Origin of the sequence: Leifsonia sp. NPDC058230 (genome assembly GCF_042882245.1) — a bacterium.
GTDB lineage: Bacteria > Actinomycetota > Actinomycetes > Actinomycetales > Microbacteriaceae > Leifsonia.
Window position 1 is genome coordinate 607,070 of record NZ_JBHVWM010000001.1, and the last position, 21,772, is coordinate 628,841.

At 67.8% G+C, this 21,772-nt stretch carries 21 protein-coding genes; 10 read left to right on the top strand and 11 right to left on the bottom strand.

Translation table 11 applies throughout. The annotated features are described in order from the left end of the window. Positions 1-49 precede the first annotated feature (49 nt). Positions 50-1,114 carry a LacI family DNA-binding transcriptional regulator gene (locus ACFVV0_RS03110; RefSeq protein ID WP_387058071.1) on the top strand — a complete coding sequence of 355 codons (1,065 nt, stop codon included), beginning with the start codon at positions 50-52 and terminating at the stop codon, positions 1,112-1,114. Between the two features lie 150 nt (positions 1,115-1,264). Here ACFVV0_RS03110 and ACFVV0_RS03115 read toward each other — a convergent pair whose 3' ends face one another. The 3 genes from ACFVV0_RS03115 to ACFVV0_RS03125 form a co-directional block, all read right to left on the bottom strand. Beyond that, positions 1,265-1,558, bottom strand: a complete 294-nt coding sequence (locus tag ACFVV0_RS03115; protein WP_387058074.1) for a putative quinol monooxygenase — start codon at positions 1,556-1,558, stop codon at positions 1,265-1,267. Positions 1,559-1,629: 71 nt separating this feature from the next. Beyond that, positions 1,630-2,928 carry an MFS transporter gene (locus ACFVV0_RS03120; protein WP_387059460.1) on the bottom strand — a complete coding sequence of 433 codons (1,299 nt, stop codon included), beginning with the start codon at positions 2,926-2,928 and terminating at the stop codon, positions 1,630-1,632. Between the two features lie 5 nt (positions 2,929-2,933). Continuing rightward, a complete protein-coding gene (locus tag ACFVV0_RS03125) occupies positions 2,934-3,362 on the bottom strand; it encodes a MarR family winged helix-turn-helix transcriptional regulator (RefSeq protein ID WP_387058077.1) in 429 nt (142 codons plus the stop codon). Positions 3,363-3,434: 72 nt separating this feature from the next. Between ACFVV0_RS03125 and ACFVV0_RS03130 the strand changes: the two genes are divergently transcribed. The 4 genes from ACFVV0_RS03130 (at position 3,435) to ACFVV0_RS03145 (ending at position 6,432) form a co-directional block, all read left to right on the top strand. Continuing rightward, on the top strand, positions 3,435-4,283 hold the full coding sequence (locus tag ACFVV0_RS03130; protein WP_387058080.1) for an alpha/beta fold hydrolase: 849 nt from the start codon (positions 3,435-3,437) through the stop codon (positions 4,281-4,283). 246 nt (positions 4,284-4,529) lie between these two features. Beyond that, on the top strand, positions 4,530-4,898 hold the full coding sequence (locus tag ACFVV0_RS03135; protein ID WP_387058082.1) for a DoxX family protein: 369 nt from the start codon (positions 4,530-4,532) through the stop codon (positions 4,896-4,898). A 75-nt stretch (positions 4,899-4,973) separates the two neighbouring features. Next, complete coding sequence (locus tag ACFVV0_RS03140) at positions 4,974-6,023, top strand: biotin/lipoate A/B protein ligase family protein (RefSeq protein ID WP_387058085.1); 1,050 nt, start codon at positions 4,974-4,976, stop codon at positions 6,021-6,023. A 55-nt stretch (positions 6,024-6,078) separates the two neighbouring features. After that, positions 6,079-6,432: a hypothetical protein gene (locus ACFVV0_RS03145; RefSeq protein WP_387058088.1), complete on the top strand. Its 354-nt coding sequence runs from the start codon at positions 6,079-6,081 to the stop codon at positions 6,430-6,432. Here the strand turns inward: ACFVV0_RS03145 and ACFVV0_RS03150 are convergent. Beyond that, positions 6,429-6,728, bottom strand: a complete 300-nt coding sequence (locus ACFVV0_RS03150; protein ID WP_387058090.1) for a GNAT family N-acetyltransferase — start codon at positions 6,726-6,728, stop codon at positions 6,429-6,431. The genes ACFVV0_RS03145 and ACFVV0_RS03150 overlap by 4 nt on opposite strands. Before the next feature lie 67 nt (positions 6,729-6,795). On the opposite strand from ACFVV0_RS03150, the gene ACFVV0_RS03155 reads away from it, so the two are divergent. Together ACFVV0_RS03155 and ACFVV0_RS03160 are read left to right on the top strand one after the other, a co-directional pair. After that, positions 6,796-7,689, top strand: coding sequence for a DNA-methyltransferase (locus ACFVV0_RS03155; RefSeq protein WP_387058093.1), 894 nt, complete (start codon positions 6,796-6,798; stop codon positions 7,687-7,689). Positions 7,690-7,895: 206 nt separating this feature from the next. Beyond that, complete coding sequence (locus ACFVV0_RS03160; RefSeq protein WP_387058096.1) at positions 7,896-8,732, top strand: phosphatase PAP2 family protein; 837 nt, start codon at positions 7,896-7,898, stop codon at positions 8,730-8,732. Positions 8,733-8,739: 7 nt separating this feature from the next. Here ACFVV0_RS03160 and ACFVV0_RS03165 read toward each other — a convergent pair whose 3' ends face one another. The 6 genes from ACFVV0_RS03165 to ACFVV0_RS03190 all read right to left on the bottom strand — a co-directional run bounded on the left by ACFVV0_RS03165 (position 8,740) and on the right by ACFVV0_RS03190 (position 17,060). Then, complete coding sequence (locus ACFVV0_RS03165; protein ID WP_387058099.1) at positions 8,740-9,762, bottom strand: LacI family DNA-binding transcriptional regulator; 1,023 nt, start codon at positions 9,760-9,762, stop codon at positions 8,740-8,742. 29 nt (positions 9,763-9,791) lie between these two features. Next, positions 9,792-11,276 (bottom strand): GH1 family beta-glucosidase, encoded by a 1,485-nt coding sequence (locus ACFVV0_RS03170; protein WP_387058102.1) that lies wholly within the window; start codon positions 11,274-11,276, stop codon positions 9,792-9,794. A 2-nt stretch (positions 11,277-11,278) separates the two neighbouring features. After that, positions 11,279-12,169: a carbohydrate ABC transporter permease gene (locus ACFVV0_RS03175; protein ID WP_387058105.1), complete on the bottom strand. Its 891-nt coding sequence runs from the start codon at positions 12,167-12,169 to the stop codon at positions 11,279-11,281. After that, positions 12,166-13,329 (bottom strand): carbohydrate ABC transporter permease, encoded by a 1,164-nt coding sequence (locus ACFVV0_RS03180; protein WP_387058108.1) that lies wholly within the window; start codon positions 13,327-13,329, stop codon positions 12,166-12,168. The genes ACFVV0_RS03175 and ACFVV0_RS03180 overlap by 4 nt, the downstream gene beginning before the upstream one ends. Before the next feature lie 64 nt (positions 13,330-13,393). After that, the gene (locus ACFVV0_RS03185; protein WP_387058111.1) at positions 13,394-14,719 is read right to left on the bottom strand and encodes an ABC transporter substrate-binding protein; all 1,326 of its coding nucleotides are present in this window, start codon (positions 14,717-14,719) and stop codon (positions 13,394-13,396) included. Positions 14,720-15,065: 346 nt separating this feature from the next. Beyond that, entirely contained in the window at positions 15,066-17,060 is a 1,995-nt protein-coding gene (locus ACFVV0_RS03190; RefSeq protein WP_387058114.1) for an MDR family MFS transporter, read from the bottom strand. 314 nt (positions 17,061-17,374) lie between these two features. Here ACFVV0_RS03190 and ACFVV0_RS03195 point away from each other — a divergent pair, with 314 nt between their 5' ends. Beyond that, complete coding sequence (locus ACFVV0_RS03195) at positions 17,375-18,277, top strand: amidase domain-containing protein (protein ID WP_387058116.1); 903 nt, start codon at positions 17,375-17,377, stop codon at positions 18,275-18,277. A gap of 42 nt (positions 18,278-18,319) precedes the next feature. Here ACFVV0_RS03195 and pgm read toward each other — a convergent pair whose 3' ends face one another. Further along, complete coding sequence (pgm, locus tag ACFVV0_RS03200) at positions 18,320-19,942, bottom strand: phosphoglucomutase (alpha-D-glucose-1,6-bisphosphate-dependent) (RefSeq protein WP_387058119.1); 1,623 nt, start codon at positions 19,940-19,942, stop codon at positions 18,320-18,322. Between the two features lie 107 nt (positions 19,943-20,049). Here pgm and pheA point away from each other — a divergent pair, with 107 nt between their 5' ends. Both pheA and ACFVV0_RS03210 read left to right on the top strand, forming a co-directional pair. After that, complete coding sequence (pheA, locus tag ACFVV0_RS03205; protein WP_387058122.1) at positions 20,050-21,069, top strand: prephenate dehydratase; 1,020 nt, start codon at positions 20,050-20,052, stop codon at positions 21,067-21,069. Positions 21,070-21,096: 27 nt separating this feature from the next. After that, positions 21,097-21,771 (top strand): hypothetical protein, encoded by a 675-nt coding sequence (locus ACFVV0_RS03210; protein WP_387058124.1) that lies wholly within the window; start codon positions 21,097-21,099, stop codon positions 21,769-21,771. Position 21,772: the final 1 nt, after the last annotated feature.

The following is a 21,772-nucleotide window of genomic DNA, read 5'->3' on the forward strand; positions in this document are numbered from 1 at the left end:
CTGCATTAAAACGATTCAGATATCAACTCCTGCCTGTACACTGGCGTTCATGCGGCGACGGAGCCGCGACGACCAATGGAAGGCGGTGCCCATGCCCTCGGTGAGCGTGCGCGACGTCGCTGCCCTCGCAGGAGTATCGGTCGGCACCGTCTCCAACGTGCTCAACCGGCCCGAGAAGGTCGCCGAGCACACCGTCGAGAAGGTGCACGGCGCGATCGAGAAGCTCGGGTTCGTGCGCAACGACGCAGCCCGGCAGCTGCGGGCCGGCCGGAGCCGCGCCGTCGGCCTGATCATCCTCGATGTCGGCAACCCCTTCTTCACAGACCTCGCGCGCGGCGCGGAGGCGAAGGCGGCGGCCGAAGGCCTGTCCATCATCCTCGGCAACAGCGACGAGAAGGCCGAGCGCGAATCCGCGTACCTCGACCTCTTCGAGGAGCAGCGGATGCACGGCGTTCTCGTCTCCCCGTTCGGCGACATCATCCCGCGCCTGCGCCGACTTCGTGAGCGCGGCATCCCCGCCGTGCTGGTGGACCGTACGAGCGTGGACTCGACCTTCAGCTCGGTGTCCGTGGACGACGAAGCCGGAGGCGAGCTGGCGGCCGCACACCTGCTCGCAACCGGTCGCCGCCGCATCGCCTACGTCGGCGGACCCTCCGAGATCCGCCAGGTCGTCGATCGGCTCGAGGGTGCACGCCGGGCCGTCGCCGCCCATCCGGGAGCCACGCTCGAGGTCGTACCGGTGGGAGCGCTCACCGTCGCCGAAGGACGGGAAGCCGGTCAGGCGCTCGCAGCACGACCCGCGGATGCGCGCCCCGACGGGATCTTCGCCGCGAACGACCTGCTGGCAATGGGTCTGCTCCAGGCGATGGAACAGGCGTCGATGCATGTGCCCGACGAGGTGGGGCTGATCGGCTACGACGACATCGGCTTCGCCAGCGCCGCAGTCGTGCCGCTCTCGTCCATCCACCAGCCGAGCATGCTCATCGGCGAAACGGCCGTGCAGATCCTTCTCGAGGAAGCGGCCGACCCCGCGCTGCCCCCACGCCACATCGTCTACCAGCCGGAACTCGTCGTGCGGCAGAGCACCGGCGCGGGGGTCACGGCAGCCCTCTGACGCAGGTCTGGCAACGCCCGACCCGTGGCAGCTCCTCACACAGCGCGCGCCACTGCAGGAGAATCCGCGGCGAACCCCGGCGAGTCTTCCGTTCGGACGGAGAATTCGGGGCGGAGGCGACGAATCCTCCTGCCGCCGCCACCCGCGTCGTCAGAGCGCGGCGACGTCCTCGAACCGGGTCAGTCGCGCCGGCTCGGTCAGGTAGTGGCCGAGACCGGAGGCGCCGGGGCCTGCGCGCCAGGCGCGGTAGGCGTCGTCGTGGGCGATCGACTCCCACCGCTCGACGGCGACGCTGTGGGCGGGATCGGCGACGTCGGTGACGACCTGGACGCCGAGGCAGCCGTCGAACGCCCGCGTCTGCTTCAGGATCTCGAGGAGAGCTCGCGGCCCGTCCTCCAGGTGGTCTTCGGAGAAGTGCATGTCCAGCAGTGATGTGACGGTCATTCGTCGGTCCCTTCTGCGTCAGCGGCACCGCCGGCGGGCGGCGAGGGTCACCGTAGCACCCTGTCGTGGGTTCAGGATGCGCGGGCGGCGGTGGCCTCGGACTCGGCGAGTTCCTCGCGCACCTCTTCACGGGCGTCGAGGGTGAAGCGGGGCCGCCAGGCCTGCACGCGGAGGCGGAGGTTGCGGTACTTCACCAGGTAGAAGACGCCGACGAGGGCGGCGGCGAAGCCGGAGGCGGCGCCGACGCCGAGCGCCCAGCGGGGGCCGAAGGTGTCGGCCACCCAGCCCACGATCGGGGCGCCGATGGGGGTTCCGCCCATGAAGATGGCCATGTAGATCGCCATGACGCGGCCGCGCAGCTGGGGGTCGGTGGTCATCTGGACCGTGCCGTTGGCGGTGGTCATCAGGGTCTGCGAGGAGATGCCGATGATGATGAGGGCGAGGGCGAACAGCCAGTACTCGGGCATGACGGCGGCGACCGCGCATCCGAAACCGAAGAAGGCCGCGCCGGCGAAGAGCAGCGAGACGCGCGGGCGCTCGCGTCGGGCGGACAGCAATGCGCCGACCACCGACCCGATGGCCATGATCGACGAGAGCAGGCCGAACTCGCCTGCGCCCTTGTGGAAGACGCTGACCGACATGGTCGAGATGAAGATCGGGAAGTTGAGACCGAAGGTCCCGATGAGGAACACCATGACGAGGATGACCATGATGTCGGGGCGGCGGCGCACATAGCGGAAGCCCTCGACCAGTCCGCCGCGCTTCTTGCCCGCACGATCGGTGCGGAAGAACTTGTCTGTGCGCAGGAACTTGAGTGACAGCAGCACGGCCCCGAAGGTCGCCGCGTTGATGAGGAAGACCCATCCGGCGCCCACGACCGCGGTGAGCAGGCCCGCGACCGCGGGGCCGATCAGGCGGGCGACATTGAACGAGGCCGAGTTCAGGGCCACAGCGTTCGAGAGGTTCGGGCCTGCGACGAGCTCGGAGACGAACGTCTGGCGGGCGGGCGCGTCGAAGGCGGCCACGCATCCGAGCAGCAGCGCGAAGACGTAGACATGCCAGAGCTGCACGACTCCGGTGACCGTCAGGATGCCCAGCCCGAGACCCAGCGTGCCCATCGCCGCCTGCGTCGCCATCAGCAGCTTGCGCCGGTCGAGCCGGTCGGCCGCCCATCCGGTGACCGGGAGCAGCAGGAGCTGTGGACCGAACTGCAGCGCCATCACGAATCCGACCGCAGCCGCGTTGTTGTGGGTGAGCTGGGTGAGCACGATCCAGTCCTGGGCCGTGCGCTGCATCCAGGTGCCGACGTTGGAGACGATCGCACCGGCTGCCCAGATGCGGTAGTTCAGGCCGGCCAGCGACCGGAACATGGCGCTCACGAGTCGGCCAGCTCTCGGATGATCTCGGCGGCCTCGGCGAGGGTGTCGCGCTGCTCTCTGGTGAGCGTGCGGAGGCGCTTGTGCAGCCAGGCATCTCGGCGGCGGCGGGTCTCGGCGACGAGCTCCCGGCCCGCGTCCGTCGCGACGACGACGACTTTGCGGCCGTCGTCGGCGTCAGGCGTGCGCGCCACGTACCCGGCCTCCTCCAGCCGGTTGATCGCGCGGTTCATCGACGGAGGCTTGACGCGTTCGAACTCGCTGAGCTCACCGATCGTGCGCGCACCGGATCGCACGACGTACCCGAGCGTCGAGATCTGCGTGTCGCTCAGCTCGTCGTCCGCCTTCTCGGCGCGCAGGCGGCGCGAGAGCCGGGCGACCGCGATCCTGAGGGCGGTGCTGAGATCGTGCGTGGTGAGTTGGGGCATACATTGTTAGCCTATCAAATTAGCCTCGCTAAATAAATCCCGTGACCGGATGCGGTGCGCCAGAATGAGCGCGTGCCTACCTACACCGACGTCCACGGGATCGCCATCACCTACGACGTGTGGCCGGTCGACGACCCGCGGGCCGTGGTGCAGCTCGCGCACGGCGTCGGGGAGCACGCCGCGCGCTACCGTGCGCTCGCGGAGCATCTCAACGCCAACGGCTACACGGTGTACGCCGACGATCACCGCGGGCACGGCCGAACGGGCATGGCGCAGTGGAACGATGCCGCGATGCTCGGCAAGCTCGGCGTCGGCGGACTGCGTGCCGCGGTCGAGGCGATCCACCGGTTCAGTGGGCTGATCCGGGGCGAGAACCCCGATCTGCCACTCGTGTTCCTCGGCCACAGCTGGGGGTCGCTCGTCGTGCAGCTGATCCTCAACAAGCACTCCGACGAGTACGACGCCGCGGTGCTCTCGGGCACGGCGTACCGGATGCTCGGCTCGATGGACAGCGGATACAACCTCAACAAGCGCCACGCCCACCTCGGCACGACGGGCGCGGAGTGGCTCAGCCGCGACCCGGCGGTGTCGCAGGCCTTCGTCGACGACCCGCTCACCACCTCGACCCCGCTGCCGAAGCTGTTCGGCCCGGTGGACGCCGCACGCCTCCTCGGGCGTCCCGCCCGCGGGCTCGCGCGCGACCTGCCCCTGCTCATCCAGGTGGGCGGTGACGATCCGCTCGGCGGGGAGGCCAGTGCGCGCCGTCTTGAGCGCGCCTACCGGGAGCGGTCCGGGCTGACGGATGTGACGACCATCGTCTATCCGGGCGCCCGGCACGAGGTCTACAACGAGCTCAACCGCGAGGAGGTCATGGCCGACCTCACGGCGTGGCTCGACCCGCGGATCGCGGCGCGCGGCTGAGCGCGGAGCGCGCCTGAGCGCCGCCCTGCTGCAGGGTCACGCGGCCGTGATCGGCATCGCCGTGGCCCTCGCAGACCCGCTCGTACGGACTCGGCGGCATGGGCTCGCTCCCGACCGTGCTGGTCGTGGTTCTTCCTGGGGTGTGACGGCTACGAACACCGATGTGCCTTTTGCAGAGCGCTCGACGATGACGCATCATGTGGTTACTAACAAATCGTAACCATCAACGCTCGGAGTGTCCGCGACATGCTCATCGCCTTCTGGATCGTCAACGGTCTCGCCGCCCTCGTCTTCCTCGCCGCCGGCATCATGAAGCTCGCGCGTCCGCGCGAAGCGCTCACCGCGGCCGGTATGGCCTGGGCGGGCGACTTCGCCTCGCCGAGCGTGAAGCTGATCGGACTCGCAGAGGCATTGGGCGGGCTGGGCCTCGTGCTGCCGCTGCTCACCGGGATCGCCGCCATCCTGAGCCCCATCGCCGGTGTCGCACTCGCTGTCGTCATGGTCGGCGCGATCGTCGTTCACGTCCGCCGCTCGGAGAGCGCGGTGCCCGCCGCTGTTCTGCTCGTGCTCGCGCTCGCCGCCGCGATCCTCGGGTTCCTGGTCGTCCTCGGCTGAGACCTGCCCGCGCATCCGGTCAGCCCAGGGCTGAATCCCGTCGGAATAGGCCCGCGCGCGAATTAGGCTGAAGTCATGCACGGTGAATACAAGGTGCCCGGCGGAAAACTGGTCGTGGTAGACCTCGACGTCGTCGACGGCAAGCTGACCGATTTCCACCTCGCGGGAGACTTCTTCCTCGAACCAGACTCCGCCCTGGAGGCGATCGACAACGCGGTGAACGGCCTGTCCGCCGAATCCAGCGCAACAGACATCGCCGCCGCGGTGAGGGGCGCTCTGCCGGAGGGAGCGATCCTGCTCGGCTTCTCGCCCGAAGGCGTCGCGGTCGCGATCCGTCGCTCGCTTGCCCGGGCGACGAGTTGGCGCGACTACGACTGGCAGATCGTGCACTCGAAGGCCGTGCATCCGGTGCAGCAGATGGCCCTCGACGAGGTGCTCGCCACCGAGGTCGGCGAGGGCCGCCGCCAGCCGACGCTCCGCATCTGGGAGTGGGAGGAGCCGGCCGTCGTGATCGGCAGCTTCCAGTCGGTGCGCAACGAGGTCGACGCCGAGAACGCGAAGAAGTACGGCTTCGACATCGTGCGCCGCATCTCGGGCGGCGGAGCGATGTTCATGGAGGCCGGGTCCGTCATCACGTACTCGATCTACGCGCCCGCCGACCTGGTGCAGGGGATGAGCTTCGCCGACAGCTACGCCTTCCTCGACGAGTGGGTGCTGGTGGCCCTCAAGTCGCTCGGCATCGACGCCTTCTACCAGCCGCTCAACGACATCACGAGCCCGAAGGGCAAGATCGGCGGGGCGGCCCAGAAGCGTCTCGGCTCCGGGGCCGTGCTGCACCACGTGACCATGAGCTACGACATGGACGGCCAGAAGATGACCGAGGTGCTCCGGATCGGCCGCGAGAAGATCAGCGACAAGGGCATCGCGAGCGCCGCCAAGCGCGTCGACCCGCTGCGCAGCCAGACCGGTCTGAGCCGCGCCGAGATCATCGACCGGATGATGCGGACGTTCACCGAGCTCTACGGCGCGACCCCGGGCGACATCACCCCCGAGGAGTACGCGGCCGCCGACAAACTCGTCGCCGAGAAGTTCGGCACCGAGGAGTGGCTCAACCGCGTGCCGTGACGCCGCGTCTCAGGGACCACGGGGAGCGATCGACTGTCTCCGCTACCCTGGACCGGTGAACTGGTGGATCGTGGGCGTGATCGCCGTCGTCATCGTGCTTGCGGTGCTCGCGGCGAAGTTCGGCTGGATCGACCTCTCCAACAAGACGAGGAGCACCGGCGGTTCGTCGAGCAGCATCGTCGGCATCGGTGACGAAGTGTTCGCCCCGACCCGTCACGAAGCGCAGGTCGAACTCGACCGGCAGAGCATGTTGCCCGCCCCCGCTCCGCTCGCCGGCGACGGCGACAAGGGGATCTGGGACGGCAAGATCCAGCTCGATCTCGGCGCACAGGGCAGGGGGCAGCACGTTGAGGGCCGCGACGTCGACCATCCCGGCCGCGACGAAGCCGCCCGCGACGACGTTCTCTAGGAGGCCCGCTCGGCGCTGCCCCGGGTCAGCAGGTCCTGGTAGTCGGGATGCTCCTTCAGAAAGTGCCGCACGTACGGGCACGTCGCCGCGACCCGCAGAGTCGAGTTGGCTCGGATGTCGTCCAGCGCTGCCCGCACGAGAGTCTCCGCGAACCCCTTCTCGCGCTTCTCGGGGTCGACCTCCGTGTGCGTGAAGGTGATCGTGTCGTCGCTGAGGTCGTACGCGGTGAGGCCGATGCGTTCGCCGTCCTTGATCAGCACGTAGGCATTGGGCTCTTTCTCGACGGTCAGGGTCATGCCGACAGGCTAATCCGGGAATCTGGATGCGCAACCCCGGGCATCCGCGCACTGCGAGAATGGGAGCATGCCCGACGACGCCACCGCAGCGGATGCTGTCCCCGCCGCCTTCTGGCACCCGGACTCCCCGAGTGCGGTCGTGCACGCCGACAACCTGGACGTCGTCGCGACGCTGCCCGACGCATCCTTCACCCTGATCTACCTCGACCCGCCGTTCAACACCGGCCGTTCGCAGGCCCGCCGCAGCACCACGTCGGTGCGGTCGGAGGGCGGCGCCGGCTCGGTCACCGGATTCAAGGGCCGCAGCTACGAACGGATCAAGGGTGACCTGCTCAGCTACGACGATCGGTTCGACGACTACTGGGAGTTCCTCGAGCCGCGCCTCATCGAAGCGTGGCGGGTGCTCGCGGACGACGGCACCCTGTACCTGCACCTCGACTACCGCGAGGCGCATTACGCCAAGGTGCTGCTGGATGCGCTGTTCGGCCGTGAGTGTTTTCTCAACGAGCTGATCTGGGCGTACGACTACGGCGCGAAGTCCAAGAATCGCTGGCCGACGAAGCACGACACGATCCTGGTCTACGTGAAGAACCCCGACCGCTACTTCTTCGATTCGACGGCCGTCGACCGGGAACCGTACATGGCGCCCGGACTCGTCACGGCCGAGAAGGCGGAACTCGGCAAGCTGCCGACGGATGTGTGGTGGCACACGATCGTGTCGCCGACCGGCCGGGAGAAGACCGGGTATCCGACGCAGAAGCCGGAGGGCATCCTGCGCCGAATCGTTCAGGCCTCGAGCCGTGAGGGCGACTGGGTGCTCGACTTCTTCGCGGGCAGCGGGACGACGGGCGCGGTCGCGTCGGCGCTGGGGCGCCGGTTCCTCCTCGTCGATCGCAACCCCGAAGCGATCGAGGTCATGCGCACCCGCTTCGCCGCCGCCCCCATCGACTTCCTCCCCTGACCCGCCCCGCCCCCTCGCTCCCGCCCCCCCCATCCGTCGAGTCCGCACGAAATCGGCGAAAAACGCTCGAGTCCGCAGAGAGTTCGTGGACTCGGCGGCCAATTCGTGAGGAGTGGCAGCAAGGGGGAGCAGGGCAGGCGGAGACACAGGTGCCGCGCGGCTCGCATGCGGCCTTTCACAGGTGCCGTATGGAAGGGTTGGTGCTTATGCGATCCGATTCCGCATCCGCCCTCCGGGCCTCTCCGTTCCTGTGGAGCGCGCTCGGGTCCGCGGTCGCTTTCGTGGTCGTCTATCTGGTGTTCGTGCGCAGCTACATGGGGCAGGTCGTCGACGAGACCGCCTTCGCCGGGGCCGACGTGTGGAAGGGTGACTCCCTCGCGTTCGCTCACGCGTTCCTGAACGCGCTACCGGTGGTCTCGGTCGTGCTCGCGTGCATCGTCGCCGTCGTGATCGTGCTCGTCCGGCGCAACTGGCGCGTGTTCGTGGTCGCCGTCACCGCCGCTGCGCTCGCCAATGCCAGCACCCAGCTGCTCAAGTACACGATCCTCAGCCGTCCCGAGCAGGGCGTGGATGTCGGCCTCAGCAACTCCCTCCCGTCCGGTCACACGACGGTCGCGGCGTCGGCGGTCCTCGTCGTGTTCCTCCTGGCCAGCCCGCGGCTGCGTCCGCTCGCGGCCGTGATCGGCTCCGTGTTCGCGATCGTGGCGGGCGCATCCACTCTCGTCGAGCAGTGGCACCGGCCGAGCGACGTGATCGCGGGGCTGCTCGTCGTGGCGTTCTGGGGGTCTCTCGCGGGCGCCGTGCTGGCGTGGATGCACGCACGCACCACTCCGAACCCGCCTCGCACGAAGCTCTGGCCGCTGGTCTGGATCGCGGCGGTCTGCGGTGTGGGAGCCGTGGTCTCGCTCGTCGTCACCTACTTCTCGGCGAACAACGGCTCCACCCACTTCTTCATCGCCTACGTCGGCGGTGTCGCCGCCATCGCCGCCGTCGGGTTCGCACTCGCCGTCCTGGCGAACCGGATGTTCCGCTCGCTCGCCTGAACGGTCGTCAGGTGCTCTGGCGTACGACGAGCTCGGTCGGGAGCAGGGTCACGCGGTCGACGGGTTCGCCCTCGATCCGCCTCACCAGCACCTGCGCCATCCGCTCGCCGAGCCCGACCGACGGCTGGTGCACGGTCGTGAGCGGCGGGGTCGCGGTGAGCCCGAAGTAGTCGTCGTCGTAGCCGACCACTGCGATGTCGCCGGGGATGCTGCGCCCGGTCTCGAGGATCGCCGAGTATGCGCCAGCCGCCATCTGGTCGTTCGTCGCGAAGAGCCCGTCGATGGGACGGCCGGTCGCGAGGAGGCGGCGCATGGCCTCCATCCCGGAGATCGGGGAGAAGTCGCCGTACTCGATGAGCGTGCAGTCGAGACCGTGTGCCTCCATCGCCTTGCGCCATCCGGTGAGGCGGTCCACGCCGGCGGGCATGTCCTGCGGGCCCGTGATGAGGGCGATGTTGCGCCGGCCACGCTTGATGAGGTGCTCTGTCGCTCCCGCGGCGCCGGAGATGTTGTCGACATCGACGAAGTACGAGTTGTGCTCGGTGTCGCTGAGCGGTCGCCCGCCGAACACCATGGGGAGGGAGCTGCCGAGCTGCGCGTACGAGTGGTCGCCCGAGTGGTGGGAGACCACGAGCGCACCGTCGACGTTGCCGCCCATCAGGTAGCGGCGGGTCTTGTCGGGGTTGGTCTCCGACGAGATCACGATGTTGAGTGTGTAGTCGGTGTCGGCGAGGTGGAGGGCGACACCCTGCACGATGGATGCGAAGAACGGGTCGGCGAACACCTTCGCCGTCGACTCGGGCACGACCAGGGCGACGACGAGCGTCCGCCGGGAGGCGAGCGACCGGGCGGCGCGGTTCGGCACGTAGTTGAGATCGGCGATCGCTTTGGTGACGTTCTCGATCACCTCGGGGTTGACCTTGGTGGAGCCGTTGACGACGCGCGAGACCGTCGCGCGGGATACGCCGGCCAGCGCCGCGACCGCCTCGAGGGTGGGCACGGGTGTGTGCGCAGCCTGGTCCGTCGTCATCGAGTCACCTTTCTCGCCGTCGTCCCATGCTAGAGGTGCCCGGCGGACGCCACTTCGGCCGGCTCGAGGGATGCGTTCGTGTCGGCCTCGACGGCGGCGGCGACCAGCCGTGCGAACGCCCAGCCGCTCTCCTTCACAGTCCGCTCCTGCGTCGCGTAGTCAACCCGTACGATCCCGAACCGCTTCTCGTAGCCCCACGCCCACTCGAAGTTGTCGAGGAACGACCAGACGAAGTAGCCGCGAACGTCGGCGCCCTGCGCGATGGCCGCGTGCACCGCATCCACATGGTCGAGGATGTACTGCTCGCGCTCGGCATCCCGCACCCGTCCATCCGCATCGACGACATCGTCGTAGGCGGCGCCGTTCTCGGTGATGTAGAGCGGCGGGAGCGTCGGGTAGTCCTCGCTCAGGCGCACGAGCAGGCTGCGCAGGCCGTCGGGATTGACGTCCCAGCCCATCGCCGTCGTGGGCAGGTGACGCGTGGGGAACGTGACGTACTCGCTCCCGACGAACGGCGACGCCTTGGGTCGGTCGGTGGGGGTGAGCCCCGCAGGAGTGTTCGCGGGCAACGGATGCGCGCTGACGTTGTCGTCGTGGTAATGGTTGACGCCGACGAAGTCGATCGGCTGGGCGATCGTGGCCAGGTCGCCGTCGTGCACCAGGGACTCGAAGTCGTAGTCGCTCACATCGTCGAGCACGTCGGCGGGGTAGGCGCCGAGCAGGAGCGGTTCGAGGAACATCCGGTTCCAGAGGCCGTCGATACGGCGCGCCGCCTCCCGGTCGGCGGCGTCGGTGGGGTCGGCCGGCACGGCGTTGGTCAGATTCAGAGTGATGCCGAATCGGAGGGGAGCGGATGCGGCCTCGCCCCGGGAGCGGAGCGACTGCACGGCGAGCCCGTGGGCGAGGTGCTGGTGGTGCACCGCGGCCAGCGCGGCCCTCGACTCGCGGCGTCCGGGGGCGTGCTCGCCCGCGGCGTAGGCGATCAGCGAGGAGCAGAGCGGCTCGTTGAACGTGGTCCAGTGCGTCACGCGGTCGCCGAGAGCGTCGAAGACGACCTCGGCGTAGTCGCGGAAGCGGTACGCGGTGTCGCGATTGGCCCAGCCGCCCGCATCCTCGAGCGCCTGCGGCAGATCCCAGTGGTAGAGCGTGAGCCAGGGCAGGATGCCCGCCTCGAGCAGCTCGTCGACGAGCCGGCTGTAGAATTCCAGGCCGGCGGGATTCGCGTGACGGTCACCCGGGACCACCCGCGCCCAGGAGGTCGAGAAGCGGTAGGACTGCAGGCCGAGCTCCTTCATCAGGGCGACGTCGGCGGGCATCCGGTGATAGTGGTCGACCGCCACCTCGGGGGTGTCGCCGCCGGCGATGGCGTCGGGCACGCGGGCGAAGTGGTCCCAGATGGAATCCTCTTTGCCGTCCTCGTGGGCAGCGCCCTCGATCTGTGCGGCTGCGGTCGCGGATCCCCACAGGAAGCCGTGGGGCCAGCCGGCCGGGGTCGCGGTCGGGGAGGAATTCATTCTTAGCCTTTCACCGCGCCGGCCATGATGCCGGAGACCAGCTGGCGGCCGGCGAGCACGAAGAGGATGAGCAGGGGGATGGTCGCGAGCACGGCGCCGGCGAGCACGATCGAGTAGTCGACGTACTTCGCAGACTGCAGCTGGCTGAGGGCGACCTGAAGCGTGGGGTTCTGCGGAACGACGAGCAGTGGCCACAGATAGTCGGTCCAGGCGGTCATGAACGTGAACAGGCCGAGGATCGCCATGGCCGGGCGCGCTGCCGGAACGCCGACGTGCCAGAACGTGCTGAGCATGTTCGCGCCGTCCACACGGGCGGCCTCGATCAGCTCATCCGGAATCACGTCGATGAGGTACTGCCTCATGAAGAAGACGCCGAAGGCCGTGACGAGAGTCGGGATGATCACAGCGCCGAGCGTGCCGGTCCAGCCGAACTGCTTCATCACCATGAACAGCGGGATGATGCCGAGCTGGGTGGGAACGGCGAGGGTCGCGATCACGAAGACCATAAGCCCCTCGCGTCCACGGAACTTCAGCTTCGCGAACGCGTACCCGGCGAGCGTCGAGAACGTCACGACCGAGAGGGTGATGACCGAGGCGACGATGATCGAGTTTCCGAGAGCGAGCCAGAACGGGACGGTGTTGAGCACCTGCCCGACATTGGTCCAGAACTGTCCGCCCGGCAGCAGCGGCGGCCAGGTGGAGGTGAGCACGGTGCTCGGGCTCGAGCCGGCGACGAACGACCACCACAGCGGGTAGGCGCCGCCGACGAACACGGCGATGAGGAGGCCGTAGGTCAGGAACCCGGGCCGGCGGTCGATCCCGAGTGCCCGGCGCTTCGCGCGCCGCTCGGGGGTGCGGGCGGACTCGCTCACGCGGGGCGCGGTGGCGGTCATGCTCTCGTCTCCTCGGGGTCGGTCTCGGTGGTGGTCGCGGCGCCAGTGCCGGGGGCGGCAGCCGATGCGGCAGCACTCTCGGCCTGGTGCTGAGCGATCCTGCGTGCTGTGCGTTTCTTCAGCGCCCGGCTCTCCGTCGATGCGATGCGACGCGAGATCAGGAAGTTCAGCACGCCGAACAGCACGATGATGAGGAACAGCAGCCAGGCGATTGCTGAGGCCTTACCGAAGTTCTGCCGGTTGAACGCCATGTCCCAGAGGTAGAGCACTGTCGTCTGGTACTGGCGTTGCGGGCCTCCGGGAACAGCGCTCGACGGGTTGAACAGTTTCGGCTCGGTGAAGATCTGAAGGCCGCCGATCGTCGCCGTGATGATGACGAAGATCATGGTGGGCCGGATGCTCGGCAGCGTGATCGAGAAGAACCGCCGGAACGAGCCGGCGCCGTCGAGGGCGGCCGATTCGTGGATGTCGCGGGGCACGGCCTGCATCGCTGCGAGCAGGATGAGCGCGTTGTAGCCGGTCCAGCGCCAGTTGACCATCGTGGCGATGGCGACGTGCGACGGGAAGGTCTCGGTCTTCCAGTCCACCGGGTTGAGGTGGAAGTACTGGAGGAGGTTGTTGATCAGTCCGTACTTCTCGTCGAAGGCGCTGGAGAAGATGAGGGTGACGGCGACGGGGGTGACGACGTAGGGGAGGAGCACGCTCATCCGCCAGAAGGTCTTGCCCCGGATGTTCTGGTCGAGGATCGCGGCGATGAATACGGCCGCGATGAGCTGCGGGATCGCCGACAGCAGGAAGATGCTCACCGTGTTGAACAGCGAGTTCCAGAAGAACGGATCGCTGAGCTCGGCGATGTAGTTGCCGAGGCCGACCCACTCGCCCGGCCCGGTCAGCAGGTTCCACTTGTTCAGCGAGACGACGAACGTGTAGACGAGGGGGAACAGTCCGACGAGCCCGAAGAGCACGAAGAAGGGCGCCACGTAGAAGTATGGCGACGCCTTCACGTCGAAGCGGTTGAGCTTCTGCCGAAAGGTGAGGGCTGCGCGGGCGTCGCGATCGAGGCGGCGGTCCGGACGACGCTCCGAGCGGCGGCCGTTGCCGTTGCGGCCGGGCTTGGCAGCCTCTGCGCCGGTAGCGGGTGGCGTGGTGACGGTGGTCATGATCTCCCCAGGATGCGGGTCTCCGGATGCGCTGGTCGCGCATCCGGAGACCCGATCGGATTGCTTACTTGTTGACGACGAGCTGGTTGAGGAGCGTCATGGCGTTGCTCCAGGCCTGGTCGCCGTTCGCCTTGCCGGAGTCGAGCTCCTGCACAGACGGGCCGAACACCTGGGACTGGATGACCGAGTCGTCCGGGCCCTTGTACTGGGCGACGACGCCCTTCGCGCGCTCGGACAGGATCTGGCCGAGGGGTGCGTTGTTGAAGAACTTCGTCAGGTCGCTCTCACCGGTGACTCCGGGGTCGCTCTGCGCCTCGGTGACCGACGGGAAGGTGCCGGCTGCCTGGAAGGTGGCGACCTGCGTCTTGGCGGTGGTCAGCCACTCGGCGAGGGCTGCTGCCTCCTTCGGGTGCTTCGACTGCTTCGGCACGGTCAGGAAGGAGCCGCCCCAGTTGGCTGCGCCGCCCGGGAACACGTTGGCGAAGTCCCAGCCGGTCGATGCGTCTCCGCCGCCGGCCTTGACCTGGCCCTGAACGACGCCGAGCATCCAGCCCGGGCAGACGAACGTGGCGAACGAGCCGTCGGTGAACGCCTTGCCCTTGCCCCAGTCCCACTGGGTCTGGTTGGAGGAGAGGCCGGCGGCCGCACCGTCGGCGAGCTGGCCCCAGAGAGCCTTCAGGTCGGCGTTGTCCTCGATGTTGAGCTTGCCGTCCTTGGTGTAGTAGCCCTCGGGCTGCTGGTTCACCATGGCGTTCCAGAGGAAGCCGGACTGGTCGTAGAACGGCTTGCCGGTGGCGGCCTTGTACTGCTCGCCGACCTTGAAGTAGTCCTCCCAGGTGGCGTCGGCTCCGCCGAAGAGCTTGGCGACGCCTTCGCGGTCGCTCGGCAGGCCCGCAGCGGCGAACAGCTTGCCGTTGTAGCAGAGACCCTCCGGGCCGATGTCGGTGCCGTAGCCGATGACACGGCCGTCCTTGTCGGTGGCCTGCTTCAGCTTCCAGTCGACCCAGCGGCTGTCGATCTTCGACGCCCCGTAGTCCTTCAGGTCGTTGAACTGGTCGGAGACCTGCATGACCTTGCTGAGCCAGCCTTCTTCGACGGCCTGCACGTCGGGCAGTCCGCTTCCGGCTGCCTGCTTGGTCTGCCAGTCGGTCAAGGCGTTGTCACCGGTGTCGATGTTCGTGGCCTTGATCTTGATTTCCGGGTGGTCCTTCTCGTACTGCGAGTAGAGCTTGTCGAATCCCATGGTTCCGAACGTGGTGACGGTCAACGTGATCGGGTTCGAGCTGCTGCCGCTGTCCCCGCCGCTGGATGAGCATCCGGCTGCGAGGAGAGCGAAGGATGCTGCGCCGGCGATGGCCGCAGCGACCTTGGTGCGTCGTGAGGTTTTCACGGTCACTCCCTTGTGCGTGGTTTGATGTGCGTGGTCTGGTGTGCCTACTCGGTGAGAGCGCTCTCACGATGTGCCGTGAGAGCGCTCTCACGAGTTCGCTCAAACCATATGCATGCATCGCGGGCGCTGTCAACATCTCCCGGATGCACGCCCGCCCTTCCTCTGCCCTCACCGACCCCGATCGACTCGCGCCAGATCGACCTTCCGGGGGCGCGGAAGGGTCGAATTGCCGCGAGTCAGCGTGCCTCAGCGCCCCTCGGCGCTCGGAAACAGCGACGGCCGCCGGCTCCGGGGGAGGAGCCGACGGCCGTCGGACTGTGATCGAATCGTGACCTGGGTCTGGCGCCTATTCGGTCGCCGCGGACGGATTCGGACGCTGCGCGCGGAGCGAGGACGTGTCCGCTCCCGGCTCGATCAGCGCGCCGAAATCGTCTGCCGCGCGGTGGGCGAGGACGCCCGTGTTGAGCTCCCCGTCGTCCTCCTCCGCGGCCGAGGCGAGCACTCCGCTGACGGTGATCCGCTCGCGCTCGTTCTTCGCCTCCGCTTCGGCCTCGTCGTCAGCAGCCTCCTGCAGAGCCGACTTGGCCCGCAGCGGCGGCGTCTTGAAGAACAGAGTCAGGACGAACGCGATCAGCACGACGAACAGGGCGACCCAGTAGACGGTGACGGCCGAGGCGTTGAAGCCCTCGAGGAACGGCTTGGTCAGTCGCGGGTCGGCGCCGTTCAGGAACGACGTGTCGTCGAGGGATGCGGACCCCGCGGTCGACGCCGCACCGGCGCCGTTGGTCGGGTTGGCCTCGATCTGCGCGACGGTCTGCTCGACGACGTTCGCGCGCACCTGATCGTTCGACAGGTCGGTTCCCGGCGGGAGCGACTGCTCGATCGGCGTGACGATCTTGTTGTACGCGAGCGCCATGATCTGCTTGTTCTCGGGTGCGTTCGCCACAGCGGGGTCGAGTGCCGCATCCAGGGAGCTCGTCAACGTCGCCGTGTTGGTGAACGAGTTGGCGAGGTTGGTCGGGAACACCGTGAACAGCAGGGAGAGCAGCACCGCGGTGCCGAGCGTTCCACCGATCTGCCGGAAGAACGTGGATGCGCTGGTCGCGACACCCATGTCTTTCAGGCCGACCGAGTTCTGGCTGGCGATGGTCAGCGTCTGCATCAGCTGGCCGAGGCCGAGTCCGATGAGCAGCATCGCGCCGGCGATGAACCAGTACGACGTGTTGTAGTGCAGGAAGGTGAGGTAGAAGAACCCGCCCGCCAGGAACGCGGTTCCGATGATCGGGAACTGCCGGTAGCGGCCCGTTCGCGCGATGATCTGGCCGCTGGCGATCGAGGAGATCATCAGACCGAGGATCATCGGCAGCAGCTGGAGACCGCTCTCGGTCGGGCTGGACCCGAGCACGAGCTGGAGGTACAGCGGCAGGGTCAGCATGGCGCCGAACATCCCGAAGCCGACGAACACACCGATGATGGTGGCCATCGAGAACGTCGACGAACGGAACAGCTTGAGCGGGATCAGAGCGTCGTCCTTCATCGCCCTCTCGATGAGGATGAAGGCGAGGATGCCGATGGCACCGATCACGTAGCAGGCGATGGCGCCCGGGCTGTCCCAGCCCCAGTCGCGGCCCTGTTCGGCGATGAGGAGAAGCGGGACGAGTGCGACGACCACGGCCGTGGCGCCCCACCAGTCGATGCGCACCGATCCTGGCGAGTGCTTCGGCAGATGCAGGAAGCGCAGCACGATGAGGAGGGCGATGATGCCGATCGGCACGTTGATGAGGAACACCCAGCGCCATCCGGCGATGAACAGGATCTCGTTCGCGCCGGCGAAGAGACCGCCGACCAGCGGTCCGACGAGGCTCGAGATGCCGAAGACCGCCAGGAAGTACCCCTGGTATTTGGCGCGCTCGCGCGGGGCGAGCATGTCACCCATGATCGCGAGCGGCATCGACATGAGGCCACCGGCGCCGAGGCCCTGGATGGCGCGGAACACCGCGAGCTCGATCATCGAGGTCGAGAAGACCGCCAGGATCGATCCGACGACGAAGATGACGATGGCGATGATGAAGAGCGGGCGCCGGCCGAAGATGTCGGACAGCTTGCCGTAGATGGGCGTCGAGATCGTGGAGACGATCAGGTAGGCGGTGGTCACCCAGGCCTGCTGGCTGAGGCCGTGCAGGTCGTCGCCGATGGTGCGGATGGCGGTGCCGACCACGGTCTGGTCGAGAGCGGACAGGAACATTCCGGCCATGAGGCCGAAAATGACGAACAGGATCTGCCTATGCGACATGATCGCGTTCGTCGGGGCGGCCGGAGCCGGGGATGCTTGGCTTGACATGAGTCTCCGAGTCGAGAGTCGAAAGATGGGACGCCCGAGCCACGGGCATCACACCGGTGTGGGCACAAAGGAAATTTGCGGAGACTGCAAAGTTACACCTTCTGTGGGGTTTCCACCAATGACCAGAAGGGCTCTCGCAGAACCGTTCGCTCAGGGCGAACATTCCTGAGAGTGCCCATATTTTTCGGGCGTTTATGTGGATGGACCGGCGAGTTTCCCGACTCTCGCACGAGGTGTTCAGGTGTCGTATATTCCGCTGGCGTAACTTGGGAGCCGAATCGAGTCCGATCCCGCGCGCGAACCACGAAGGTCCCATGCTTCACACTGTCCGATCCTCTCGCCCTGCCAGGCTGCTCGCCTTCGCTGCGGGTGTTGCAGCGACCGCTCTGCTGCTCACCGGATGCGCGGGCCAGCCCTCGCCCGTCGCCAAGGCCGTCGCAGGTGCGAACGAGCCCGCGAAGGTCGAGGCGACCACGATCACCTCCGTGACCCCCGCGACAGGCAGTATCTCCGGCGGAACGGTCACCATCGGCGGCACGAATCTCGCCGGCGTCAAGACCGTCGAGATCGGCGGCCAGCCCGCCACCGTGCAGGAGGCATCCGGCTCGAAGGTGGTCGTCGCGGTGCCTGCCGCCGTGAACTTCCAGCCCGCCACCGTCGCCGTCTCGGTCACGACCGCCAGCGGCAAGTCGTTCGCCAGCGAGAACGCGTACTCGTATCAAGTCGTGACGCCGGTCGACAAGCAGCTGAACTACGCCCTGACGTATTGGAAGAACTACAACTCCGCCGAGTGGGGCGACCTCAATCCCGTGGGCGGCGACTGCGCGAACTTCGTGAGCCAGACGCTGATCGCCCGCGGCTGGACCCAGACCGCAGCCTGGTACAACAAGAACGCCGCCGCCAAGTGGAGCCCGTCCTGGGGCTACGTGCCGGCGATGGACAACTACTTCCGCTCGAACGCGGGCGCTCTCGGCCTCACCGAGTACCCGCTCGACCAGCGCGACAAGATCAAGGTCGGCGACATCGTGATGTTCGACTGGAACGACAACAACTCACTCGATCACGTGCAGATCGTCTCCGGGGTGCAGAACGTCGGCGGCAAGATCTCCATCAAGATGGCCGGCCACAACACCGACAGCGACTACCGGGACCTCGACGAGACCATCACCGTCGACCACCCCGGCGCCATCGGTCACTTCTGGAGCCTGTCCAAGTAACAGGCTCCCCGCCCCTCGTCGAGGGCCGAGCCGCCGTCGGCGCTACGCGCCCTTCAGCGCGTCGCCCACGATCCGTTTGGCCTGCTCCTGCACCTCGCGGAGGTTCTCCGCTCCGACGAACGACTCCGCGTAGATCTTGTAGACGTTCTCGGTACCGCTCGGTCGCGCCGCGAACCAGGCTGTCGCCGTCTCGACCTTGACGCCGCCGAGGGCTGCGTCGTTGCCGGGAGCACGACTCAGCTTGGCCGTGATGGGCTCACCCGCCAGTTCGGTGGCTTCGATGGCGTCGCCGTCGAGCTTGCCGAGCGCGGACTTCTCGGCCGGACTCGCCGGGGCGTCGACGCGTTCGTAGACCGGGTCGCCGAACTTCTCGGTCAGCTCGGCGTACAGCTGCGAGGGCGTCTTGCCGGTGACCGCGAGGATCTCGCTGGCAAGGAGCGCGAGCAGGATGCCGTCTTTGTCGGTGGTCCAGACCGAGCCGTCGAGGCGCAGGAAGCTCGCACCGGCGCTCTCTTCTCCACCGAATCCGACCGACCCGTCGATGAGGCCTGGCACGAACCACTTGAAGCCCACGGGCACCTCCCAGAGCCGGCGGCCGAGGGATTCTGCGACGCGGTCGATGATCGACGAGGAGACGAGGGTCTTGCCGACCGCAGCATCCTGCCGCCATCCGGTGCGGGTGCGGTAGAGGTAGTCGATCGCCACCGCGAGGTAGTGGTTCGGGTTCATCAGGCCGCCGTCGGGCGTCACGATGCCGTGCCGGTCGGCGTCGGCGTCGTTGCCCGTGAGGATGTCGTAGTCGTCTTTGTGCGCGAGCACCGATGCCATGGCCGAGGGGCTCGACGGATCCATGCGGATCTTGCCGTCCCAGTCGAGCGTCATGAAACGCCAGGTCGGATCGACCGTCGGATTCACCACGGTCAGGTTCAGGCCGTAGCGCTCGCCGATGGCCTGCCAGTAGTTCACGCTCGCACCGCCGAGCGGGTCGGCGCCGATGCGGATTCCGCTGTCTTTGATCGCCTTCACGTCGATGATGTTCTCGAGGTCGTCGACGTATCTGCCGCGGAAGTCGTACGTCTCGACGGCGCTCGGCTCGCTCATCCGGACGCCGCGCATCTCGTCGGCGATGATCTCGTTGGCCCGGTTGGCTATCCAGCTCGTGGCATCGGTGTCGGCCGGACCGCCATGCGGCGGGTTGTACTTGAACCCGCCGTCGGTGGGCGGGTTGTGGCTGGGCGTGACCACGATGCCGTCGGCCCGGTCGGGGTGGCCGGCCCGGTTGTAGGCGATGATGGCGTGCGAGACGGCCGGAGTCGGCACCCAGTCGTCGAACTCGTCGACGAGAACTCGGACCTCGTTGCCGACGAGCACGGTCAGCGCCGTGGTCATCGCGAACTCGCTGAGGAGGTGCGTGTCGGCCCCGATGAACAGGGGGCCGTCGATGCCCTGGGACGCCCGGTACTCGACGATCGCCTGCGTGGTGGCCGCGATGTGGTTCTCGTTGAACGCGGTGTTGAGCGAGCTGCCGCGGTGACCGGAGGTGCCGAACACCACCCTCTGCTCAGGGATGCTCACATCGGGTTTGAGGTCGTAGTACGCCCTGCGCAGCGCATCGACATCGATCAGGTCGGACTCCTGGGCGGGGGTGCCAGCTCGTTCGTTCATGTCTCCATACTTCCACTCGGCTCCAGTCGCGCCACCAGGTCCGATGACGATGTGGCGAACTTTTCCCGTCCGCGAAGGGGGCAGGAGCCTTGGCTAAGCTGATCCGCATGTCCGAAGCTGCTGAGCCCATCGCCGACCTGCCCTCCGCCGTCGACGAGGTCTACAGCTTCCTGGGCCCGTCCGGAACGTTCACCGAGGCCGCTCTCAGGCAGGTCCCCGAGGCGGCGGGCAAGCGCTGGCGTTCGGTCAACAACGTGGGCGAAGCACTCGCCGACGTCGTCGCCGGCCGCAGCGTCGCTGCGATGATCGCGATCGAGAACTCGATCGAGGGCGGTGTCTCCGTCGCGCAGGATGCGCTGGCCACCGTTCCCGGCCTGCGCATCGTCGGCGAGTACCTCGTTCCGGTCAACTTCGTGCTGGTGGCGCGGCCGGGGACGACGCTGGCCGACGTCAAGCTGATCAACGCGCATCCGGTCGCCTACGCCCAGTGCCACCTGTGGCTCGACGCGAACCTGCCTGACCACGGTCATCTGCCGGCCTCGAGCAATGTCGCCGCTGCGGCCTCGCTCTTCGACGGCAGCACGGCGGATGCAGCCGTCGCCCCGCCCGGCATCGTCGACCACCACGACGTGGTCGTGCTCGTCGAGAACATCGGCGACAACCCGAACGCCGTCACCCGGTTCGTGCTCGTCAGCCGGGAGCGCAGCGTTCCCGCCCCGACCGGTGCGGACAAGACCAGCCTCGTCGCCGAGCTGCCCGACGACCGACCGGGAAGCCTCCTCGATCTGCTGGAGCAGTTCTCGACGCGCGGCGTGAACTTGAGCCTCATCGAGTCCCGCCCGATCGGCGACTCCCTCGGCCGCTACCGGTTCGTGATCGACGCCGACGGCCACATCCACGATGAGCGGGTCGCGGATGCGCTGCTCGGCCTGCGCCGGTTCAGCCCGGCCGTCATCTTCCTCGGCTCCTACCCGCGGGCCGACGGCGCCCAGGTCGACTTCGACCACCGGTATCGCGACGAGGTCTTCACCGAAGCGCGCGAGTGGCTCGCCTCGCTGACGACCGCGGACGACACCGTGAGCGAGGCCGAGAGCGACGCATCCGCCGACGTCGAATCGCTGGAGTAGGCTGCGATCCAGGAGCGAGGAGACGCCATGATCCTGGATGAGACGAGTCGGGAACCGGGGGATCCTCGCGGCGCAGACACCCCTCGCGAGCAGCCCCCGGCGAGCGGTTCGAACCCGGACATCGATCCGAACTACGACCCCGCCTTCCAGCGCGGCTACCGGCCGCAGCCGGGAGAGCGGCTCGGCACTCGCGTTCGGAACGCACCGGCCACCGGCACGTCGCCCTACCGCCGGCCGGTCGTCGATGACGAGCCGGCCGCCGCTCCTCTCCCCACCGCCGACCGCGGGATGGACCGCGACCTGCTCGGCGAGCCGGAGACCGAGGATCCGCTGGCGGTCCAGTTCGAGACGTTCAACTCCGAGGGCGAACCCGCGGTCGCGGCCGCCGAGCCGGTCTCGATCGCAGTGGGCAGCATCCTGGACCGTGTCGACGTCTCCCCGAGGCGCAACCCGTTCTTTCTGGCCCTCTGGATTCTGGGCGGCGGATTCATCGTGCTCGGAATCGTGCTCTACGCGGTCTCCGTCTACACCTCGTACACCGCCAGCTCGACGGAGCTCGACCTCACCACCCTCGTCTTCAGCCAGATCGGCTGGATGCTCGCAGGCCCGCTCGTGACCGTGGGCCTGGCGACCATCGTCGCGCTGGTGCTCCTGACAGCTCTCCGCTCGCGCCCGAAGACGCCGAGCCCAGAGCGGGACTGAC